Origin of the sequence: Azospirillum humicireducens, from assembly GCF_001639105.2 — a bacterium.
GTDB classification, from domain to species: Bacteria; Pseudomonadota; Alphaproteobacteria; order Azospirillales; family Azospirillaceae; genus Azospirillum; species Azospirillum humicireducens.
This window is the reverse complement of the sequence record NZ_CP028906.1, coordinates 332,928-349,993: the sequence shown is the minus strand read 5'-3', so window position 1 is coordinate 349,993 and position 17,066 is coordinate 332,928. Positions and strand designations below refer to the sequence as shown.

Sequence of the window (17,066 nt, the reverse complement as noted above, 5' to 3'; positions counted from 1 at the left end):
CAGCACCTCTTCAGGTGCTGACCGGCCACGGACCCGGGAACGGGACACACCCTCTCGATTCTCCTCCGCCCCGGACAAGCCGCGATGCCCTTCGATCTGCTCGATGTCAAAGCCTCCGTTTCGGATGCGGTGAAGGCCCACACGATCGGCACCCACCGGGTCATGGCACCCGAACAGACTCTGGATCGGGTTGCCCCGTTCCTGCCGATCATGGGAATCACCCGGATCGCCAACGTCACCGGGCTGGATGCCGTCGGTATTCCGGTGGTGATGGTGACGCGGCCGAACTCGCGTTCCATCTCGGTGTCGCAAGGCAAGGGCGTGACACTCGCCGCCGCCAAGGCGTCGGGGGTCATGGAGTCGATCGAGACCTATCACGCCGAACGCATAACCCTGCCACTCAAGTTCGCCAGCTTCGAGGAGCTGCGCTGGACCCACCCGGTGGTGGACGTAGACCGCCTGCCCAGGCTGTCGACCGGCTGCTTCAATCCTAACAGCCCCATCCTGTGGATCGAGGGCCAGGATCTGCTGAACGGCGGCCCGAAATGGGTTCCGTTCGAGATGGTCCACCTGAATTTCACCGTGCCGATGGCCCCCGGCCACGGCGCCTTCCTTGCCGGTTCCAACGGGCTGGCGTCGGGCAACCACAAGGTGGAGGCGATCAGCCACGCCGTCACCGAACTGGTGGAGCGCGACGCGACCACCCTGTGGCGCCTGCAGGACCCCGCCACCCAGGCGGCGACCCGCATCGACCTGGACAGCATCGACGATCCGGTCTGCCGCTCGCTGATCGACCGGTTCGAGGCCGCCGGAGTCGCCGTCGGCGTGTGGGAAACCACCAGCGACGTCGGCCTGCCCGCCTTCCTCTGCCGCATCGTCGAGCGCGAGGATCTGCCCCAGCACTCCATCCGCCCGGCCACCGGCATGGGCTGCCATGTGGCGCGCGAGATCGCCCTGTCCCGCGCCCTGACAGAAGCGGCGCAGAGCCGCTTGACCTTCATCGCCGGCGCCCGCGACGACATGCCCCGCGCCGAATATGAACGCCACCTCGACCCGGCCAACCATGCCCGCTGGAAGGCGCTGATCGTCGATGGTGCCGGTCGGCGCTCCTTCTACGACTGCCCGACCAGCACCGCCCCCACCATCGAGGCCGACCTCGCCCACCAACTCGACCGGCTGCGCGCCGTTGGCATCGGGGAGGCGGTGGCGGTCGACCTGACCAGACCCGAATTCGGCATCCCGGTCGTGCGCGTCGTCGTGCCGGGGTTGGAGGGTGCCGACGAATCCCCCGATTACCTGCTGGGTGAACGCGGCCTGCGCTCGCTCGGCGCCCGAGCCATGGAGAAGGCGGCATGAACGGCGTCTATGTCTTCCTAGGCCCCACCCTGCCGCGCGAGGATGCGGCACGGGAGCTGGACGCCACCTACCTGCCACCGGTCGCCCAGGGCGACGTGTTGCGTCTGTGCGCGGAGAAGCCGGCGGCCATCGGCATCATCGACGGCTTCTTCGAAAGCGTGCCGTCGGTCTGGCACAAGGAAATCCTTTACGCCATCCATGCCGGCATTCCGGTGTTTGGCGCCTCCAGCATGGGAGCTCTGCGCGCGGCGGAGTTGTATCCCTTCGGCATGATCGGTGTCGGCGCCATTTTCGAGGCTTTCCGCGACGGTCGGCTGGAGGACGACGATGAGGTCGCGGTGATCCATGGCCCGGCCGAGCTCGGCTACACCGCCCTGTCGGAGGCGATGGTCAACATCCGCCGCACCCTGTCCGACGCGGTGACCGACCGGGTCCTGACCACAGGCACGGCCTTGCGCCTGGAATCCATCGCCAAGGAGTTGCCTTACCGTGAACGCGGCTATGGCCGGATGCTGCGGCTGGGTGGCGACATCGGCCTGCCAGCGGACGAACTGTCGGCTTTCCGAGGCTGGCTGCCGCAGGGCCGCTTCGATCAGAAGCGCGACGATGCCAAGGCGATGCTGCACCACATGGCGCGACGCCTCGGCCGTTCCAGCGGCGACGATGCAGCGCCGGAAGCCCGCTTCCATTTCGAGCGGACCGTCCTGTGGGAACGTGCAATACGCGACGCTGCCCCCCTCGCGATGTAGGTGCGTTTTCGGTAGACTGATCGCGTCGGGGTGGCGGTCGTCGCCGCCCAGGCGTGAAACAGTGCCGGGACGGATGTATGAACGCGCCCATAGATGTGGCGGCGGTGCTGAGGCGCAACCGTCTGCTTGGAGAGCTCGACGCCGGGCAAATGGCGGAAATGCTGGGGTTGGGCCGTATAGTCCGCTTCGATGCCGACCAGATCATCTTTGACAAGGGCGATCCCGGCGACAGCCTGTTCGCTGTCCTGAAGGGCCAGATCGCCATCCGGACGTCCTCGGCGGATGGCAAGACCATGCTGCTGAACATCCTGGAAGCAGGCGACGTCCTGGGAGAGATCGGCCTGATCGACGGCCGGGAACGGACCGCCGCAGCGGTCGCCCTGCGCCCGGTCGAGCTTTACCGCATCGACCGCTCCGATTTCATCCCCTTCCTGGAACGCTATCCGCGCCTTTGCACCCGCATGATGGTGGTCTTGTGCGACCGGCTGCGCTGGGTATCGGAGAACATCGAGGATGCCGTCTTTCACGACGTCCCGCGCCGGCTCGCCCGGAGGTTGCTGCTGCTGTCGGACAGCTACGGACAACCGACCGCCACCGGCTTACGCCTGACCTTGCCGCTATCGCAGGAAGCCCTCGCAAACATGCTGGGCGTCACCCGCGAAATGGTGAACAAGTGTCTCGGCGCCCTGCGCAGGTCTGGCGCAGTGACATATGCTAAAGGTTTTATCGTCATCAACGATCTGGCTCTACTCAGGGATATGGCTGGAGATCCCGAACAGAGTCCCTAGGGAGAATCCTTACCTGCCGAAAGTTTTGTTCCCAAACCCGGTTGTGGTCGCGTTATAGTGGGTGCGCGTTGGGGGGCAATCGCACGGGCAGGACGAGGATTTAAGCGCATGTCGAGCGATGGGAACAACAGGTTTCACACCGATCAATCAATGGGTGTTTCCCCTCTGGCTTCTCGCACGCTGAAATTGTCCGGACGTGATGTCTCTATCCGTCTGGAGCCCTCCTACTGGGAGGGGCTGAATGAGATATGCCAGCGGGAAGACCTGACAGTGGAAGAGCTGTGCGGGGATGTCCGCGACCGCATGGAACAGCAGGGCCGTCGCGCCCCCCAGGCCGGCGTATCGCTCGCGAATGCACTGCGGGTGTTCGTGGTCGGCTATTTCCGGCAGGCTGCGACCGAGCGTGGCCACGCCCGCGCCGGCCATGGCCAGGGCCGTCCTTTCATCGCCACCCCCTTCGATACGGTTCCCGCCGCCAGAGAAAGCTGAAAATATGCGGGTGTCCGTCGAGGGGCGGGCACTCCGGCCCACCCCCGAGGCATTGGACGGGCCGCCTTACTGGGCGGTCCAGCCACCATCCATGGTCAGCGCGGCACCACGCATGTTTCCGGCCGCCTCCGAGCACAGGAACACCGCAAGTTCACCCAGCTGTTCGGGGGTGACGAAGGATTTCGACGGCTGCTTCTCGCTCAGCAGCTCGCGTCCGGCCTCCTCAACCGACAGATTGCGCGAGGCGGCAAGCGCGTCGATCTGCTTCTGCACCAGCGGCGTCAGCACCCAGCCCGGGCAGATGGCGTTGCAGGTGATGTCCGTCTCCGCCAGTTCCAGCGCCGTCACCTTGGTCAGGCCGATCACGCCGTGCTTGGCGGCGACATAGGCCGACTTGTTGACCGACGCCACCAGCCCGTGCACCGACGCGATGTTGATGACCCGGCCCCAGCCGCGGGCCTTCATGCCCGGCAATGCCGCACGGGTGCCGTGGAAGACGGCCGAGAGGTTGATGGCGATCACCGCATCCCAGCGCTCCACCGGGAAGGCGTCGACCGGCGCCACATGCTGGATGCCGGCATTGTTGACCAGCACGTCCAGCCGGCCATAGGCAGCCTCGGCGGCGGCGACCATAGCCTCGATCTCCTCGGGCTTCGACATGTCGGCGCCGTTGTGGGCGACGCGCACGCCGAACTCAGCCGACAGCGACTGGCACAGCTCGGCGATGTAGGCGGCGTCGCCGAAGCCGTTCAGCATCAGGTCGGCGCCCTGACCTGCGAGCTGCCGTGCGATTCCAAGGCCGATCCCGCTGGTGGACCCAGTGACGAGCGCGGCCTTCCCCTTCAGATTGGTCATTGTTTTTACCTTTAGAGCGGCATGGAACGGAGGTCCGGGGCGACGATCAACTCGCACCCGGTGTTGGCGATCACCTGCTCCACCGTGACACCGGGGGCGGTTTCCTTCAAGACGAGCCCGGCATCGGTCGGCTCGATGACGGCGAGGTCAGTCACCACCAGGTCGACCCGGCGGACGGAGGTCAGCGGCAGGGCGCATCGCTCGACGATCTTCGCCTCGCCCTTGGCGCTGTGCTGCATGGCGACGATCACCCGGCGGGCGCCGGTGACCAGATCCATCGCCCCGCCCATGCCCGGCACCATCTTGCCCGGCACCATCCAGTTGGCGAGACGTCCTTCACGGTCCACCTGCAGGCCGCCGAGCACGGTGACGTCCAGATGGCCGCCGCGGATCAGCCCGAAGGAGAAGGCGCTGTCGAAGGACGCCGCCCCCGGCAGAGCCGAGATGGGCGAACCGCCGGCATCGGTCAGGTCGTGGTTCTCCGCTCCTGTGATCGGGCCGGACATGCCGAGGATGCCGTTCTCCGACTGGAAGAACACATGGCGCCCGGCGGGGACGTAGCGGGCGACCAGGGTCGGCAGGCCGATGCCGAGGTTGACGAGGTCGCCGTCCATCAGTTCCAGCGCGACGCGCTTGGCGATCAGGGTCTTTTCATCCATGGCTCAATACTCCCCGATCAGCGCGGCGTTGCAGTGACGATGTGGTCGACCAGAACCGACGGCGTCATCACCGCGTCGGGCGGGATGCAGCCGACAGGCAGGATGTCCTCGGCCTCGGCGATCACGGTGGCGCCGGCCATCGCCATCAGCGGGTTGAAGTTGCGCGCGGTCAGCGCGTAGGTCAGGTTGCCGTACAGATCGGCCTGCTTGGCGGCGACCAGCGCGAAGTCGGCCTTGATCGGTGTCTCCAGCAGGTAAGTGACTCCGTCGATCTCGACCGTACGCTTGCCGTCCTCCACAATGGTGCCGACGCCGGTGGGGGTCAGGACACCGCCCAGCCCGACGCCGCCGGCGCGGATGCGCTCGGCCAGCGTGCCCTGCGGCACCAGTTCCACCTGGATATCGCCGGCGATCATCTGCTTCTGCGTCTCGGGGTTCAGACCGATGTGGCTGGTGACGACGCGGCGCACCAGCTTCTCCACCACGAGCTTGCCAAGGCCGTTGTTGGGCCGGGCAGTGTCGTTGGCGATGATGGTCAGGTCGCGCTTGCCCTGGCGGATCAATTCGTCCACCAGCCGGTTGGGGCCGCCGACGGCCATGAAGCCGCCGATCAGGAGGGAAGCGCCGTCGGGAATGCGCGCGACGGCCTCTTCCAGGGAGACGAGTTTGTTCTTCATGGTCAGACGATCCCGGTCAGGTAATAGACGGCGATCACGAAGAAGACCGCCAGCGTCTTGATGCAGGTGACGGCGAAGATGTCGCCGTAGGACTGCCGGTGCGTCAGCCCGGTGACGCCCAGCAATGTGATGACGGCACCATTGTGCGGCAAGGTATCCATGCCACCGCTGGCCATGGAGGCGACGCGGTGCAGCACCTCCATCGGGATACCGGCGGCGTTGGCAGCCGCGATGAACTGGTCGGCCATGGCCGCCAGCGCGATGCTCATGCCGCCCGATGCCGAGCCGGTGATGCCGGCCAGCGCGGTGACGGTCACCGCCTCGTTCACCAGCGGGTTGGGAATGGCAGTGAGGGCGTCGCGGATGATCAGAAAGCCCGGCAGCGCCGCGATGACCGCGCCGAAGCCGTATTCCGACGCCGTGTTCATGGCGGCCAGCAGCGACCCGCCGATGGCGGCCTTGGTCCCGTCGGCGAAACGCTGCGACACCGGCTTCCAGGCGAAGGCCAGCACCATCAGGATGCCGCAGAGCAAGGCACCTTCCACCGCCCAGATGCCGGCGACGGAGGAGACCTGCGTCACCAGCGGCTTGGCACCGGGGGTCAGTGCCACCTCGCTGGTGGTGCCGTAGATGCCGGGAATCGCCATGGTGAAAAGCTTGTTCAGCACGCCGACGGCGACCAGCGGCGACAAGGCCAGGATCGGGTTCGGCAGCACTTCCGAGGCGACCGGTTCCGGCTCGTTGCTATGGCCGCTGCCATAGCCCTCGCCGCGCGCGATGGCCGAACGGACGCGCCATTCCAGATAGAGCAGCCCCAGCGCCAGGATGAAGACCGAGCCGATCAGCCCCAACCAGGGGGCGGCATAGGCGTCGGTCTTGAAGAAGGTGGTCGGGATGATGTTCTGGATTTGCGGCGTGCCCGGCAGCGCGTCCATGGTGACGGTGAAGGCGCCAAGCGCAATCACGCCGGGGATCAGGCGTTTGGGGATGTCGCTCTGCCGGAACATCTCCGCCGCGAAGGGATAGACGGCGAAGACCACGACGAACAGCGACACGCCGCCATAGGTCAGCAGCAGGCAGACCAGGACGATGGAGGTCACCGCCCGTTCGCGCCCGACCAGCTTGATGACGGCCGAGACGATCGACTTGGAGAAGCCGGACAGCTCGATCACCTTGCCGAACACCGCGCCCAGCAGGAAGACCGGGAAGTACAGCTTCACGAAGCCGACCATCTTGTCCATGAACAGGCCGGTGAAGATCGGCGGCACGGCGGACGGATCGGTCAGCAGCACGGCCCCCATCGCCGCGATGGGCGCGAAGAGGATGACGCTGAAGCCCCGGTAGGCGACCAGCATCAGGAACGCGAGCGCTCCTACGCAGATCAGAAAGCTCATTTGGACGATGCTCCCTCGGTTATTATTTTCGGACGGTGACCGTCACGGGTGTGTTTTCGGGATTCACGGCTGAAGCAGAGTGCGAAGCCGGGCCATGCCGGCATCGTAAAGGTCGCGGACGAAACGCTCCGCTTCCAACTCCGCGCCACAGTTCGGGTGGGGAGAATGCGGGCGGAAGGTGGCGGTCCAATCCAGGGCGGCCTGCCGGTTCCCATCCGCGCGCAGACGGATCTGTGCCAGAAGGTCAGCGACCGGATACGGTCCTTCGACCACCGCATAGGTGTAGGCATCGTCGATGCGGCTGACATGCTCCAGCCGGTGGACGACCGGCGCCCCGTCATAAAGCCGCAGACGCCGCAACGCGCCCTTCCCCACCCCCTCCACGCTCATCGAGACCGCACCGGGATACCAATCACCCAACGCCCCGTCCCACCGGACCAGCGGCCACACGCAGCGTGCCGGAACAGGCAGATGAGAGGTTGCGGTGACGAGCGGCATCGGAGCGCTTTCTCATGGCGGCAGTCCCCTGAGGGCGGGGTGCAACCATAAGAGCAAAGCTTGTGCCAGGATTGACGGCCCGGTGATGTCGGCAGAAATCTTTGATAAGGCTGATTTTGTGCGTTGCACACAAAACTCTCCGACCGGTCACAAGTCTCTTAATCAAGACTTTTGAAGGAGTGCCATCTATTTTTAGAGATATTGTCTCGATTTTCAGACAACCATAACAGAGCGAAACGATCGGCTCGGAATGCCCTTGAGCAGGCCTGTGGAATGCCACTTGACCTTCCAACCACTGGAAGGCCCAGCCTGTGCAGATTCCGTGCGCCATCGCACCGCCAAGGGAGAAGAGACCCATGCTGACGTTGAAGGTATCCGGAATGTCGTGCGGCCAATGCGCCCAGACCGTAACCAAGGCGGTGGAAGCGCTGCCATCGGTCGAGCGCGCCTTGGTCGATCTGAAGAAGGGCCAGGTGACCATCGAGGGCGACGCCGACGAATCGACCATCCGCCAGGTCATCGAGGATGCCGGCTATGAGGTGCAGGGCCGGGCGTGAGGCGCAATCCGCAAAAAGAATGGGCGCCGGGCCACATGGCCGGCGCCCATTCCCGATGGCGTATTCCCGGAAGGTTCTTTTGAAGGTCTTTTTACTTGGTGAGAATCAGCTTGTTGGCGCGGGTCACGCGCAGGCGATAGCTCTGCCCGGCGTGCTGGATCACGATCTCGCGGCTGCCCGACATCAGACGGGCGGATTCGACCACCGGCAGGGACGCGGCGATGAAGGAAGCGGGAGCGGAGACGGCGATGTCGTGCATGGCGTGTCTTTCTTGCTGGACGGACGTTGCGGTCGGCGATGTCCGGGCGTGAACCCTGAACCGGACACTACGCCCGTCCGGAGCTAATTGCAAGTCATTCTCATTCGCTTTTCCGCCCGGCTCCAAACGCGGTTCCGGCCGTCAGCCCTTGACTGCCCGATGCACCATCCAGCGCAAGCCGACCACCAGCAGCTTGTTGTATTCGTTGATCAGCAGGTTCGCGGTGCCGGGCCACATCCACCACTCGTCCAGATGGACGGTGGGGGCAACGACGGGATGGGGCACCAGCTCCAAATCGGGCATTGCCATCGACAATTCCAGCAGGCTGCGGCGCATGTGGTAGTTGGCGGTCACCAGCCGCAGCGACCGGAACCCCTGGTCGCGCATCCAGTCCGCCGTCTCGTAGGCGTTTCCGATGGTGCTGTCCGCCGAGTAGCCAAGCGTGATGCAGCATTCCATCTCGGTCGGGGAGCGGCGCGACAGCTTCAGCAGTTCCTGCACCTCCACGCCGTCATAGACGCCGGAGACAAACAGCTTCTTCGCCCGTCCGGCGGCCAGCAGCTCCAGTCCGGTTCCCAACCGGTTGCTGCCGCCCGTCAGCACGACGATGGCGTCGGTCTTCCGTTCGGCATCGGCCCCGGCGGGGGAGGAGCGCGGTACGTCCGCAGCGTACCAGACCAGCCCGCCCAGCCAGAGGACGGCCGCCACCAGCGAGCCGGCCAGCAGAAAGGCCACCGCCCGCGCCACCATCCCATTACGCCGCCGGTGCACGGATCTCATGGCGCCCCCCGGCTCACGGCATGGACTCCAGGGTGCGCAGGACGGTCCAGCGCGCGGTCGCCAGCGCCAGCAGGGCCAGCATTCCCGGCACCAGAAGCAGCACCGCCCACTGCCAGGGCTGCAGCGACAGGTCGGACAGCAGGCTGGCCCGCAGCCCCTGGGACGCCCGATACAGCCCAAACAGCGTGCCGCCGGCCAGCAGCAGGCCGATGGTGCCGCCGCGCAAGCACAGAGACACCACATGCCGTTCGAACTGGCGGGATACATAGCGGTCGGTGGCGCCCATCAGGTGCAGCAATTCCACCACCGGACGGTGGATGGCAAGGCCGGTGCGCACGGCGAAGACCACTGTCATCACCGCCGCCGCCCCGATCAGCAGGACCACGCCCAACGCCGCCAGCCGCAACGCCCCGGCGAAGGAGCGCAGGTCGGCCAGCCACACCGCATGGTCATCCAGTGTCGTCCCCGGCGCCGCCGACGCCAGGCGAAGCCGCAAGGCCGCGACATCGACCGCCCCATCGGCGGCGACGTCGATCAGCCGCGGCATCGGCAGCAGCGGGTCCGACGCCCCCGTCCCCAGCCAGGGTTCCAGCAGCCGGGCGATCTCGCCCCCGCCCAGCACATTGGCCGACCGGATGCCGGGGAAGGAGCGCAGGACGGTGACCGCCGCCTCCACCCGCTCGTCCAGCGGCGCGACCGGAGCGCCCGGCATCGGCGCCACCTGCACGGTCAGCCCACCGGCGAGACCGCTGTCCCACCGTTGCGCCAAATCCGACACCAGCATGGCGCCGGCCAGCGCCAGTACCGCCAGGAACGCCATCAGCGTGGTGATCCAGCCGAGAAAGCGCGAGGAGGGATCGACAGCCAGCGGCAGGTCGGAGCGGGGACGGACAGGTCGAAGCGCCATGCCGCTACTCCCACCGCGACTCTTGCGGGCGCATGTCGCCGGCACGGCCATCTTGAACCCGGTTTCCGTGCGCGGGCAGCACCATCAGCCGGCCATTGTCGAGATGCAGGCGCGGATGGTCGAAGCGGCGGATCAGCGCCTCGTTGTGGGTGGCGATCACCACGGTGGTCCCCAGCTTGTACAGCTCCTCGAACAGATAGAGCAGGCGCATGCCGATGCCATCGTCGACGTTGCCGGTCGGCTCGTCCGCCAGCAGAAGCCGCGGCCGGTTGATGACCGAGCGCGCGATGGCCACCCGCTGCTTCTGCCCGCCCGACAGGGTGGACGGCTTGGCATGCAGGTGGTTGCCCAGCCCCACCCAGCGCAGGATCTCGGTGCAGTGGGCGACGACGTCGGCCTCCGGCGTGCCGGCCATGCGCAGCGGCAGCGCCACATTGTCCAGCGCCGACAGATGGTCGAGCAGCGCGAAGTCCTGGAACACCACGCCGATCTGGCGGCGCAGTTCCGGCAGGTCGCGGCGGGTCGCCATCGCCATGTCGCGGCCGAACAGGGTGACCAGACCGCGCGATGGCCGGTGGGCCAGATACATCAGCTTCAGCAGCGACGATTTGCCCGCCCCGCTGGCGCCGGTCAGGAAATGGAAGGACCCCGGCAGCAGAGTGAAGCTGATGTCGCGCAGCACCTCCGCCTCCGTGCCGTACCGCAAGCCGACATTCTCGAAACGAATCACGGTCCCACCACAGTCACGACACCCCTCCACGCCCGGGACAATGCACCCGGCGCGGAGCGGAGTCCACCCCGCCCCGCGCCGCGGGACCATCGCCGCAACAGTGCGGAATACTTGAGAAGTCGGCGAAGACCTGACAAGTTGCCGGCCATGATCTGGATCCGGTCCCTCGCCTTCAACATCGCGTTCCATCTCTGGACCGCGCTGATGTGCTTCGCCCTGCTGTGGATGCTGCTGCTGCCGCGTCCGCAGATGGTCGCGGTCGTGAAATGGTATCTCAGCACCGTCGGCTGGCTGGAGCGCACGCTCGTCGGCATCCGCTACGAGGTGCGCGGGCGCGAGAACCTGCCCGACGGCCCCTTCCTGCTGGCGGCCAAGCACCAGTCGGCCTGGGAGACGATGAAGCTCCACCTTCTGGTGAAGGACCCGGCGATCATCCTGAAGCGGGAGCTGATGTGGATCCCGATCTGGGGCTGGTACGCCGCCAAGGCGAAGATGATCCCGGTCGACCGCGGCGCCGGCGGGGCGGCGATCAAGTCGCTGATCCGGAACTCCCGCCCGGTGCGCGACGAAGGCCGGCCCATCGTGATCTTCCCGCAGGGGACCCGCGTCGCTCCCGGCACATACCGGCCCTATCGGATCGGCGTTGGCATGCTCTATGACAGCCTGAAGATCCCCATCGTGCCGATGGCGCTGAACGCCGGTCTCTATTGGCCGCGCCGCAGCTTCCTGAAGCGTCCGGGCACCGTGGTGGTGGAGTTCCTGCCGCCGATCCCTCCCGGCCGACCGCGCGCCGAGGCGATGCGCGATCTGGAGGAAAGGCTGGAGTCCGCCAGCGACCGGCTCGTCACCGCAGCCGGCGGCCCGCCCACCATCCGTCCGCAACAGGACGAGCCGGAGCGGAACAAGCAGGCGGCGACCGCCGTCTCGTGACGGTTCGGCCGCAACCGGCTGGCCACGACGGTTAATCCCTTGAGCACCGCCGCGTATCTGCCTACGCTCGCGCGACGAATCGCCGGGAGGGCCGGTTGAACCGGCTCCGGATGACGCGCGAGAGGATGGATGACGCAGACCGCGAAGACCCGGTGTCCCAGCCGGCCGCCGGACCTCTGGAAACAGCGATGGCGCGCCGCCGCCGTCGCCCTGCTGATGACGGTGCAGCCGATGGCGGCTCCCGTCGGCGCCATCCTGACCGTGCCGGCGGCACCCGCTCCGCTCGCCATCGCCGCAACCGCGGCGGTCTCCGTCGCCCTGGCTCCGGACGAGGCCCAGGCCCGTGCCGGTCGTGGCGGCCGGTCGTCGTCCTCGGGCGGCTATTCCCGGCCATCGCGCACGCCCTCCGTCAGCGGCGGCAGCAGCAGCGGCTACTCCCGCCCGTCCGCCCCGCGCACGCCCTCGACCGGAAGCAGCGGCGGCGGATGGTTCTCCGGCGGCCCTTCCAGCTCCAGCGGCGGCTATGCCCGGCCGGGCAACAGCGCCCCCTCCGTCGCCGCCCCCCCGACCTCCGCCGGCGACCGGACCTTCAGCCAGCAGGGCTCGGCCGACGTGCTGAACCGCTACCGCGCCCGCCAGGAGACCGACCGCACGCCTACCGCCGCGCCGCCGCCCGCCGCCGCCACCCAGGGCCGCACCGGCAATTCCAGCAGCTCCAGTGGATCGGGCTGGAACTGGTGGGGGGGAGGCGGGTCGTCCTACCGCGCCCCGTCGACACAGCCCGCACCTGCCAATCCCTATGGCCGCTACGGCTGGAATCCGCCGTCCTATGCCTATACCGCACCGCGGCGCTTCGGCGTCTGGGACGGGCTGTTCCTGTGGTTCATGCTCGACACGCTGACCCGGCCGGGCCACGCCGCCTTCTTCCACAACAACGCCGACGACCCCGGTTATCGGGAATGGCGGAAGGAAGCCGACCGGCTGGCCCGCGACGATGCGGACCTGCGCGGCAAGCTGGACCAGCTCGACCAGTCGGTGGCCGCGCAATCCGGCAGCCCGCGCCAAGCCGGCCAATTGCCGCCCGACGTGCCGGCGGATCTGGCCCGCGCCGATCCCCGCACCTCCGGGTACAGCATGTGGCTGTGGGTTCTGCTGCTGCTGGGCGCGGCGGTGCTGTTCCTGCTGTGGCGGGCCCGGCGGCGGATGGATGCCCCGGCGACGAAACCAAGCCCAGTCTCCACCGGCCCAGTCTCCAAGGGAGGATCGGACGTGCCCCTGTTCGGAACGCTCGGCAACTACGTGAACCAGAAGCTCGGCGGCAAGGCCTACAGCCCGTCGCTGTTCCGGCTGGGCATGGCGGTCACCATCGACCCCACCCCCTTCCTGCTGGCGGAGAGCGCCACCAAGGTGAAGGCGCCGGACACCGGCAGCGACCGGCTGGTGTCGATCGAGGCGGTCGGCACCGTCACCTCCGGCCCGGCCACCGTCTACCGGCTGCATCTGCCGGGCGGCCCCGGAAAGGCCGGGGGGTTCTTCCAGCTTCATCTCGGCCCCGACGGGCAGCCGGACGAATGCCGCTATTTCACCCCCATCGACAGCGTCACCCCGTCGGACGAGGGCGAGTGGGGCTTCTGGCTGGACGATGCCGAGGGGATGATCGGCTGGCCGGAGTTCCAGACCAAGGACGGCAAGCTCTATGCCCGCGTCTGGCAGCCGGGCGCCAGCCGCATCCAGCCCTTCACCCTCAGCGAGGCGCGCCAGACCGTGCGCGGCACCGAGACGGTGGTCAGCCAGTCCATGCTGTACGGTGCCCCCACCGGTGCCGCGGCCCCTGCCCCCACCATGGAGTACATCCTGGTGGAAGCGGTGGAGCGGTCCGGCCGCGCCTCGGTCGAGATCGCCGCCGGCATCGACGTGAACCCCGCATCCCTCTCCCTGTCCTAACCCACACGACAAGAGTGCCGGCCCCATGGAAAGCACCTTCGGTTCCATCCTGACCGCGCTCGGCACCGGGCTTCCGGTGCTGCTGGTCCAGCTCGCCGTCACGCTGGCGCTGCTGGCGGCCGGCGTCGCCGTCTACACCCGCATCACCCCCTTCGACGAACGCCGGCTGGTGGCGGAAGGCAATGCCGCCGGCGGCCTGACGCTGGCCGGCTCCATCGTCGCGATCGCCATCCCGCTGGCGGCGACGCTGGCGACCAGCAGCTTCGTGCTGGACATCGTTCTGTGGGGCGTGGTGGCGGTGATCCTTCAGCTGGTCGCCTTCGCCGTCGCGACCCTGCTGATCCGCGACCTGCGCGGCCAGATCGAATCCGGCAACGTCGCGTCGGCGGCGACCCTGGTCGGAGTCCAGCTGGGGGTGGCGCTGATCAACGCCGCCGCCATGGCCGGATAGGCCGGCCCCCAAGAGGTAAGGATAAGGGGGCTGGTCGCCGGATCGTCCCCTCCCCATCTGTGCAGGCGAGACGCCTTGCGGGGCGCCTCCAACAACCCTCATCGACAGGATTCGAGCCATGCTTGCCTTCATCCGCAACCTTATGGGTGTCAAGACCGACCAGGCCGTCCAGGGCGCCATGGAGGCGCTGGTGCGCTGGGATCCGAAGTCCGCGACCGAAGCGGAACTGCGGACCATGGAGCAGCATCTGGACGGGCTGGGCCGGCAGGTGGCGGAAGCCCGCGCCATCTACGACCGCGAGCAGCGCGAAGCCGACGAGATCAAGGCGCTGTCGACCCAGCGCATGGCGGCGGCCGAGCATCTGCAGCGCCAGATCGATTCCGAGACCGATGCCGCCCGCAAGGCCGGGCTGGAGAAGAGCCTGGAGACCATCGTCGCCATGCTGGAGGAGATGGCCCCGGAGATCGAGCGCGAGGTCCGCGACGCGGTCGAAGCCCAGGAATTCCTGGAGATGCTGGAAAAGAACTATGCCGAGGCCGGCGCCAAGCTGAAGGCCGCCCGCGCCGACCTGACCCGCGCCCAGCGCGACATGGGCCGCGCCGACCAGCAGCGCGCCATGGCCGAGCGTCAGGCCGAAGCCGCCCGCCAGGCCGCCGGCCTTGCCGGCGCCACCAGCGGCCTGTCGGTGGCGCTGAAGGCGATGCAGGACACCGCCGCCAAGGATCTGGCCGCCGCCGAGGCGGCGAACGCCAAGGCCAAGCTGCTGCGCCCGTCGGCCCCGGAGAAGGAAGACCCCAACATCGCCGCGGCGCTTGCCGCCGCGTCGGGCAAGGCAACCGCCAGCAGCCTGTCGGACCGTCTGGCGGCGCTGAAGGCCAAGCAGGGCTGACATTTAGGGGGGATCGGTGGGGGAAACTCCGCCGATCCTTACCTCCTGGGGGATGGAACAGCGTGGAACGGTTTCCAGCGGCTGTTCCATTTCCTCCCCTGGCCCCTCCTCCGGCCCATCCGCCTTACAAGCGGCCGAAGGCGGCCTGTCCGCCCTGCCGTTCCAGCGCGGAGGCGAGGTTGGGATAGGGATCGTCGGGATTGAAGGTCCAGGGATAGACGCCCTTCGGTCCTTCCGATTCCGGACGGGCGAGGATGGCGGCGACGGCGCGCGGATCGGGCGCGCTGCGCTCACGCAAGGCGCCGGGGATGTCGTCGTCGTCCAGTTCGGGGACGATGAGGGCGGGAGCATCCTCGAACGGCGGCGGCTGGGACGTGGCTGAGTCGGCCGGTTGCCGGGCTCCCGATTGCCGGGCCGGCTGCTGGGTTGGCCGCTGGGTCGGTTGATCTCCGAGCCCGTCGAGAAGGCCGAGCCGGTCGGCCAGCCAGCGCACGGTCGACGGATCGCCGGAAGAGACCAGCCGTTCGATCTGCTCGACAACCAGACTGCGCAGCGAGGAGAGCCGCAGCTCGGCTTCCCGTTTCAGCGCCTGCCGTTCCCACCAGACCCTGTGACGGAAATCCTTGGACCCGTAATAAGCCCGCCACAGGGTGGTGCGGCTGCATCCCATGGCGCGGGCGACATAGAGGAAGCTGCTGCCGCGCGCCAGCATGCCGGCGGCCNGCTCGCCGGGAACCAGCGAGCCGTCGGCGGGCACCGGCGGCTCCTCCGCCCAGCAGGGGAAATGGTCGTTTGCAAGGGTACGGCTGTCGAGGGGCATGGCGTGGCTCCGCAGGATGGTGGGACGGGTGCGGAGAGGGTATAGGAAAATTATCTCAACGCGGGGAGCTTTGTGCAAAATCCGGGGCGATCAAGGGGTTGAGGCTGTTGTCCCGAGCCAATCAGTGGCGCCCGGTCCCACGGATTTCCCAGCGCACCAGCAGCCGGCCGGCCTCCTCGACCTCGGGATCCGCTGGGACCTGGTCGATATCGGACGGCTCGGGGATCTCGTCGCCATCCTCAATCATGCCGACGATGTGCAGGGCGAGGCCGGCCTCGGCGTCGGCGGTGAGGGCAGCCTTGGTGTCGCCAAAGGCGATCAGGCCGGGAAAATCCGGGAAGGTCGCGTGAAAACCTTCGGTGCCATGCTCCAGAATGATTGGGTAGTAGCGAGCGGGCATCGTGTGCTCATCCCTGTGAAAGTGCGAGGAGGGAAGGAGTTAGTTCTACTGTGTCATAAAACCTGGACCATGGAAAGCACCTTCGGTTCCATCCTGACCGCGCTCGGCACCGGGCTTCCGGTGCTGCTGGTCCAGCTCGCCGTCACGCTGGCGCTGCTGGCGGCCGGCGTCGCCGTCTACACCCGCATCACCCCCTTCGACGAACGCCGGCTGGTGGCGGAAGGCAATGCCGCCGGCGGCCTGACGCTGGCCGGCTCCATCGTCGCGATCGCCATCCCGCTGGCGGCGACGCTGGCGACCAGCAGCTTCGTGCTGGACATCGTTCTGTGGGGCGTGGTGGCGGTGATCCTTCAGCTGGTCGCCTTCGCCGTCGCGACCCTGCTGATCCGCGACCTGCGCGGCCAGATCGAATCCGGCAACGTCGCGTCGGCGGCGACCCTGGTCGGAGTCCAGCTGGGGGTGGCGCTGATCAACGCCGCCGCCATGGCCGGATAGGCCGGCCCCCAAGAGGTAAGGATAAGGGGGCTGGTCGCCGGATCGTCCCCTCCCCATCTGTGCAGGCGAGACGCCTTGCGGGGCGCCTCCAACAACCCTCATCGACAGGATTCGAGCCATGCTTGCCTTCATCCGCAACCTTATGGGTGTCAAGACCGACCAGGCCGTCCAGGGCGCCATGGAGGCGCTGGTGCGCTGGGATCCGAAGTCCGCGACCGAAGCGGAACTGCGGACCATGGAGCAGCATCTGGACGGGCTGGGCCGGCAGGTGGCGGAAGCCCGCGCCATCTACGACCGCGAGCAGCGCGAAGCCGACGAGATCAAGGCGCTGTCGACCCAGCGCATGGCGGCGGCCGAGCATCTGCAGCGCCAGATCGATTCCGAGACCGNTGCGAACTTTATGACACAGTAGAATTAGAGGATATTCGGATTGGATTTG

At 67.5% G+C, this 17,066-nt stretch carries 20 protein-coding genes; 10 read left to right on the top strand and 10 right to left on the bottom strand.

Going from position 1 to position 17,066, the window contains the following annotated elements; translation table 11 throughout:
* The first annotated feature begins 84 nt into the window (after positions 1–84).
* From A6A40_RS26090 to A6A40_RS26075, 4 genes are all read left to right on the top strand, one after another.
* Positions 85–1,356 (top strand): YcaO-like family protein, encoded by a 1,272-nt coding sequence (locus tag A6A40_RS26090; protein ID WP_108548757.1) that lies wholly within the window; start codon positions 85–87, stop codon positions 1,354–1,356.
* Positions 1,353–2,105, top strand: coding sequence for a TfuA-like protein (locus A6A40_RS26085; RefSeq protein WP_108548756.1), 753 nt, complete (start codon positions 1,353–1,355; stop codon positions 2,103–2,105). Before A6A40_RS26090 ends, A6A40_RS26085 begins: the two co-directional genes overlap by 4 nt.
* A 77-nt stretch (positions 2,106–2,182) precedes the next feature.
* Positions 2,183–2,893, top strand: a complete 711-nt coding sequence (locus A6A40_RS26080; protein WP_108548755.1) for a Crp/Fnr family transcriptional regulator — start codon at positions 2,183–2,185, stop codon at positions 2,891–2,893.
* A gap of 108 nt (positions 2,894–3,001) precedes the next feature.
* On the top strand, positions 3,002–3,382 hold the full coding sequence (locus tag A6A40_RS26075) for a ribbon-helix-helix domain-containing protein (RefSeq protein WP_236784041.1): 381 nt from the start codon (positions 3,002–3,004) through the stop codon (positions 3,380–3,382).
* A 66-nt stretch (positions 3,383–3,448) separates the two neighbouring features.
* Here the strand turns inward: A6A40_RS26075 and A6A40_RS26070 are convergent, their stop codons facing one another.
* The 5 genes from A6A40_RS26070 to A6A40_RS26050 all read right to left on the bottom strand — a co-directional run bounded on the left by A6A40_RS26070 (position 3,449) and on the right by A6A40_RS26050 (position 7,465).
* Entirely contained in the window at positions 3,449–4,237 is a 789-nt protein-coding gene (locus A6A40_RS26070) for a 3-hydroxybutyrate dehydrogenase (RefSeq protein WP_108548753.1), read from the bottom strand.
* An 11-nt stretch (positions 4,238–4,248) separates the two neighbouring features.
* Positions 4,249–4,896 (bottom strand): 3-oxoacid CoA-transferase subunit B, encoded by a 648-nt coding sequence (locus A6A40_RS26065; RefSeq protein ID WP_108548752.1) that lies wholly within the window; start codon positions 4,894–4,896, stop codon positions 4,249–4,251.
* A 17-nt stretch (positions 4,897–4,913) separates the two neighbouring features.
* Positions 4,914–5,573: a CoA transferase subunit A gene (locus tag A6A40_RS26060; RefSeq protein WP_108548751.1), complete on the bottom strand. Its 660-nt coding sequence runs from the start codon at positions 5,571–5,573 to the stop codon at positions 4,914–4,916.
* Positions 5,574–5,575: 2 nt separating this feature from the next.
* Positions 5,576–6,967 (bottom strand): GntP family permease, encoded by a 1,392-nt coding sequence (locus A6A40_RS26055; RefSeq protein WP_108548750.1) that lies wholly within the window; start codon positions 6,965–6,967, stop codon positions 5,576–5,578.
* Positions 6,968–7,030: 63 nt separating this feature from the next.
* Positions 7,031–7,465 carry an SRPBCC family protein gene (locus A6A40_RS26050; RefSeq protein WP_108548749.1) on the bottom strand — a complete coding sequence of 145 codons (435 nt, stop codon included), beginning with the start codon at positions 7,463–7,465 and terminating at the stop codon, positions 7,031–7,033.
* A 356-nt stretch (positions 7,466–7,821) separates the two neighbouring features.
* Here A6A40_RS26050 and A6A40_RS26045 point away from each other — a divergent pair, with 356 nt between their 5' ends.
* Entirely contained in the window at positions 7,822–8,022 is a 201-nt protein-coding gene (locus A6A40_RS26045; RefSeq protein WP_108548748.1) for a heavy-metal-associated domain-containing protein, read from the top strand.
* Between the two features lie 91 nt (positions 8,023–8,113).
* Here the strand turns inward: A6A40_RS26045 and hemP are convergent, their stop codons facing one another.
* From hemP to ftsE, 4 genes are all read right to left on the bottom strand, one after another.
* On the bottom strand, positions 8,114–8,281 hold the full coding sequence (gene hemP / locus A6A40_RS26040; RefSeq protein ID WP_014189385.1) for a hemin uptake protein HemP: 168 nt from the start codon (positions 8,279–8,281) through the stop codon (positions 8,114–8,116).
* Between the two features lie 141 nt (positions 8,282–8,422).
* Positions 8,423–9,061 carry a YdcF family protein gene (locus tag A6A40_RS26035; protein WP_108548747.1) on the bottom strand — a complete coding sequence of 213 codons (639 nt, stop codon included), beginning with the start codon at positions 9,059–9,061 and terminating at the stop codon, positions 8,423–8,425.
* A 13-nt stretch (positions 9,062–9,074) separates the two neighbouring features.
* On the bottom strand, positions 9,075–9,968 hold the full coding sequence (locus tag A6A40_RS26030; protein WP_108548746.1) for a cell division protein FtsX: 894 nt from the start codon (positions 9,966–9,968) through the stop codon (positions 9,075–9,077).
* 4 nt (positions 9,969–9,972) lie between these two features.
* Positions 9,973–10,698, bottom strand: coding sequence for a cell division ATP-binding protein FtsE (gene ftsE, locus A6A40_RS26025; protein WP_108548745.1), 726 nt, complete (start codon positions 10,696–10,698; stop codon positions 9,973–9,975).
* A gap of 147 nt (positions 10,699–10,845) precedes the next feature.
* Here ftsE and A6A40_RS26020 point away from each other — a divergent pair, with 147 nt between their 5' ends.
* The 4 genes from A6A40_RS26020 (at position 10,846) to A6A40_RS26005 (ending at position 14,912) form a co-directional block, all read left to right on the top strand.
* A complete protein-coding gene (locus A6A40_RS26020; RefSeq protein WP_108548744.1) occupies positions 10,846–11,628 on the top strand; it encodes a lysophospholipid acyltransferase family protein in 783 nt (260 codons plus the stop codon).
* A gap of 129 nt (positions 11,629–11,757) precedes the next feature.
* Positions 11,758–13,572, top strand: a complete 1,815-nt coding sequence (locus tag A6A40_RS26015; RefSeq protein WP_108548743.1) for a DUF2491 family protein — start codon at positions 11,758–11,760, stop codon at positions 13,570–13,572.
* A gap of 25 nt (positions 13,573–13,597) precedes the next feature.
* Positions 13,598–14,023, top strand: coding sequence for a DUF350 domain-containing protein (locus A6A40_RS26010; RefSeq protein ID WP_108548739.1), 426 nt, complete (start codon positions 13,598–13,600; stop codon positions 14,021–14,023).
* 118 nt (positions 14,024–14,141) lie between these two features.
* Entirely contained in the window at positions 14,142–14,912 is a 771-nt protein-coding gene (locus tag A6A40_RS26005) for a hypothetical protein (protein ID WP_108548742.1), read from the top strand.
* A gap of 941 nt (positions 14,913–15,853) precedes the next feature.
* Here the strand turns inward: A6A40_RS26005 and A6A40_RS25995 are convergent.
* Entirely contained in the window at positions 15,854–16,132 is a 279-nt protein-coding gene (locus A6A40_RS25995; protein WP_108548740.1) for a type II toxin-antitoxin system HicB family antitoxin, read from the bottom strand.
* A 69-nt stretch (positions 16,133–16,201) separates the two neighbouring features.
* On the opposite strand from A6A40_RS25995, the gene A6A40_RS25990 reads away from it, so the two are divergent.
* Positions 16,202–16,627 (top strand): DUF350 domain-containing protein, encoded by a 426-nt coding sequence (locus tag A6A40_RS25990; protein ID WP_108548739.1) that lies wholly within the window; start codon positions 16,202–16,204, stop codon positions 16,625–16,627.
* Positions 16,628–17,066: the final 439 nt, after the last annotated feature.

Excerpts from the sequence above, each read along its gene's own strand:
- A6A40_RS26030 (WP_108548746.1), bottom strand. The coding sequence starts at position 9,968 with ATGGCGCTTCGACCTGTCCGTCCCCGCTCCGACCTGCCGCTGGCTGTC.
- A6A40_RS26090 (WP_108548757.1), top strand. The coding sequence starts at position 85 with ATGCCCTTCGATCTGCTCGATGTCAAAGCCTCCGTTTCGGATGCGGTG.
- A6A40_RS25990 (WP_108548739.1), top strand. The coding sequence starts at position 16,202 with ATGGAAAGCACCTTCGGTTCCATCCTGACCGCGCTCGGCACCGGGCTT.
- A6A40_RS26070 (WP_108548753.1), bottom strand. The coding sequence starts at position 4,237 with ATGACCAATCTGAAGGGGAAGGCCGCGCTCGTCACTGGGTCCACCAGC.
- A6A40_RS26050 (WP_108548749.1), bottom strand. The coding sequence starts at position 7,465 with ATGCCGCTCGTCACCGCAACCTCTCATCTGCCTGTTCCGGCACGCTGC.
- A6A40_RS26015 (WP_108548743.1), top strand. The coding sequence starts at position 11,758 with ATGACGCAGACCGCGAAGACCCGGTGTCCCAGCCGGCCGCCGGACCTC.
- A6A40_RS25995 (WP_108548740.1), bottom strand. The coding sequence starts at position 16,132 with ATGCCCGCTCGCTACTACCCAATCATTCTGGAGCATGGCACCGAAGGT.
- A6A40_RS26080 (WP_108548755.1), top strand. The coding sequence starts at position 2,183 with ATGAACGCGCCCATAGATGTGGCGGCGGTGCTGAGGCGCAACCGTCTG.
- A6A40_RS26035 (WP_108548747.1), bottom strand. The coding sequence starts at position 9,061 with ATGAGATCCGTGCACCGGCGGCGTAATGGGATGGTGGCGCGGGCGGTG.
- A6A40_RS26065 (WP_108548752.1), bottom strand. The coding sequence starts at position 4,896 with ATGGATGAAAAGACCCTGATCGCCAAGCGCGTCGCGCTGGAACTGATG.
- A6A40_RS26060 (WP_108548751.1), bottom strand. The coding sequence starts at position 5,573 with ATGAAGAACAAACTCGTCTCCCTGGAAGAGGCCGTCGCGCGCATTCCC.
- A6A40_RS26075 (WP_236784041.1), top strand. The coding sequence starts at position 3,002 with ATGTCGAGCGATGGGAACAACAGGTTTCACACCGATCAATCAATGGGT.
- A6A40_RS26005 (WP_108548742.1), top strand. The coding sequence starts at position 14,142 with ATGCTTGCCTTCATCCGCAACCTTATGGGTGTCAAGACCGACCAGGCC.
- A6A40_RS26020 (WP_108548744.1), top strand. The coding sequence starts at position 10,846 with ATGATCTGGATCCGGTCCCTCGCCTTCAACATCGCGTTCCATCTCTGG.
- hemP (WP_014189385.1), bottom strand. The coding sequence starts at position 8,281 with ATGCACGACATCGCCGTCTCCGCTCCCGCTTCCTTCATCGCCGCGTCC.
- A6A40_RS26055 (WP_108548750.1), bottom strand. The coding sequence starts at position 6,967 with ATGAGCTTTCTGATCTGCGTAGGAGCGCTCGCGTTCCTGATGCTGGTC.
- A6A40_RS26085 (WP_108548756.1), top strand. The coding sequence starts at position 1,353 with ATGAACGGCGTCTATGTCTTCCTAGGCCCCACCCTGCCGCGCGAGGAT.
- A6A40_RS26010 (WP_108548739.1), top strand. The coding sequence starts at position 13,598 with ATGGAAAGCACCTTCGGTTCCATCCTGACCGCGCTCGGCACCGGGCTT.
- A6A40_RS26045 (WP_108548748.1), top strand. The coding sequence starts at position 7,822 with ATGCTGACGTTGAAGGTATCCGGAATGTCGTGCGGCCAATGCGCCCAG.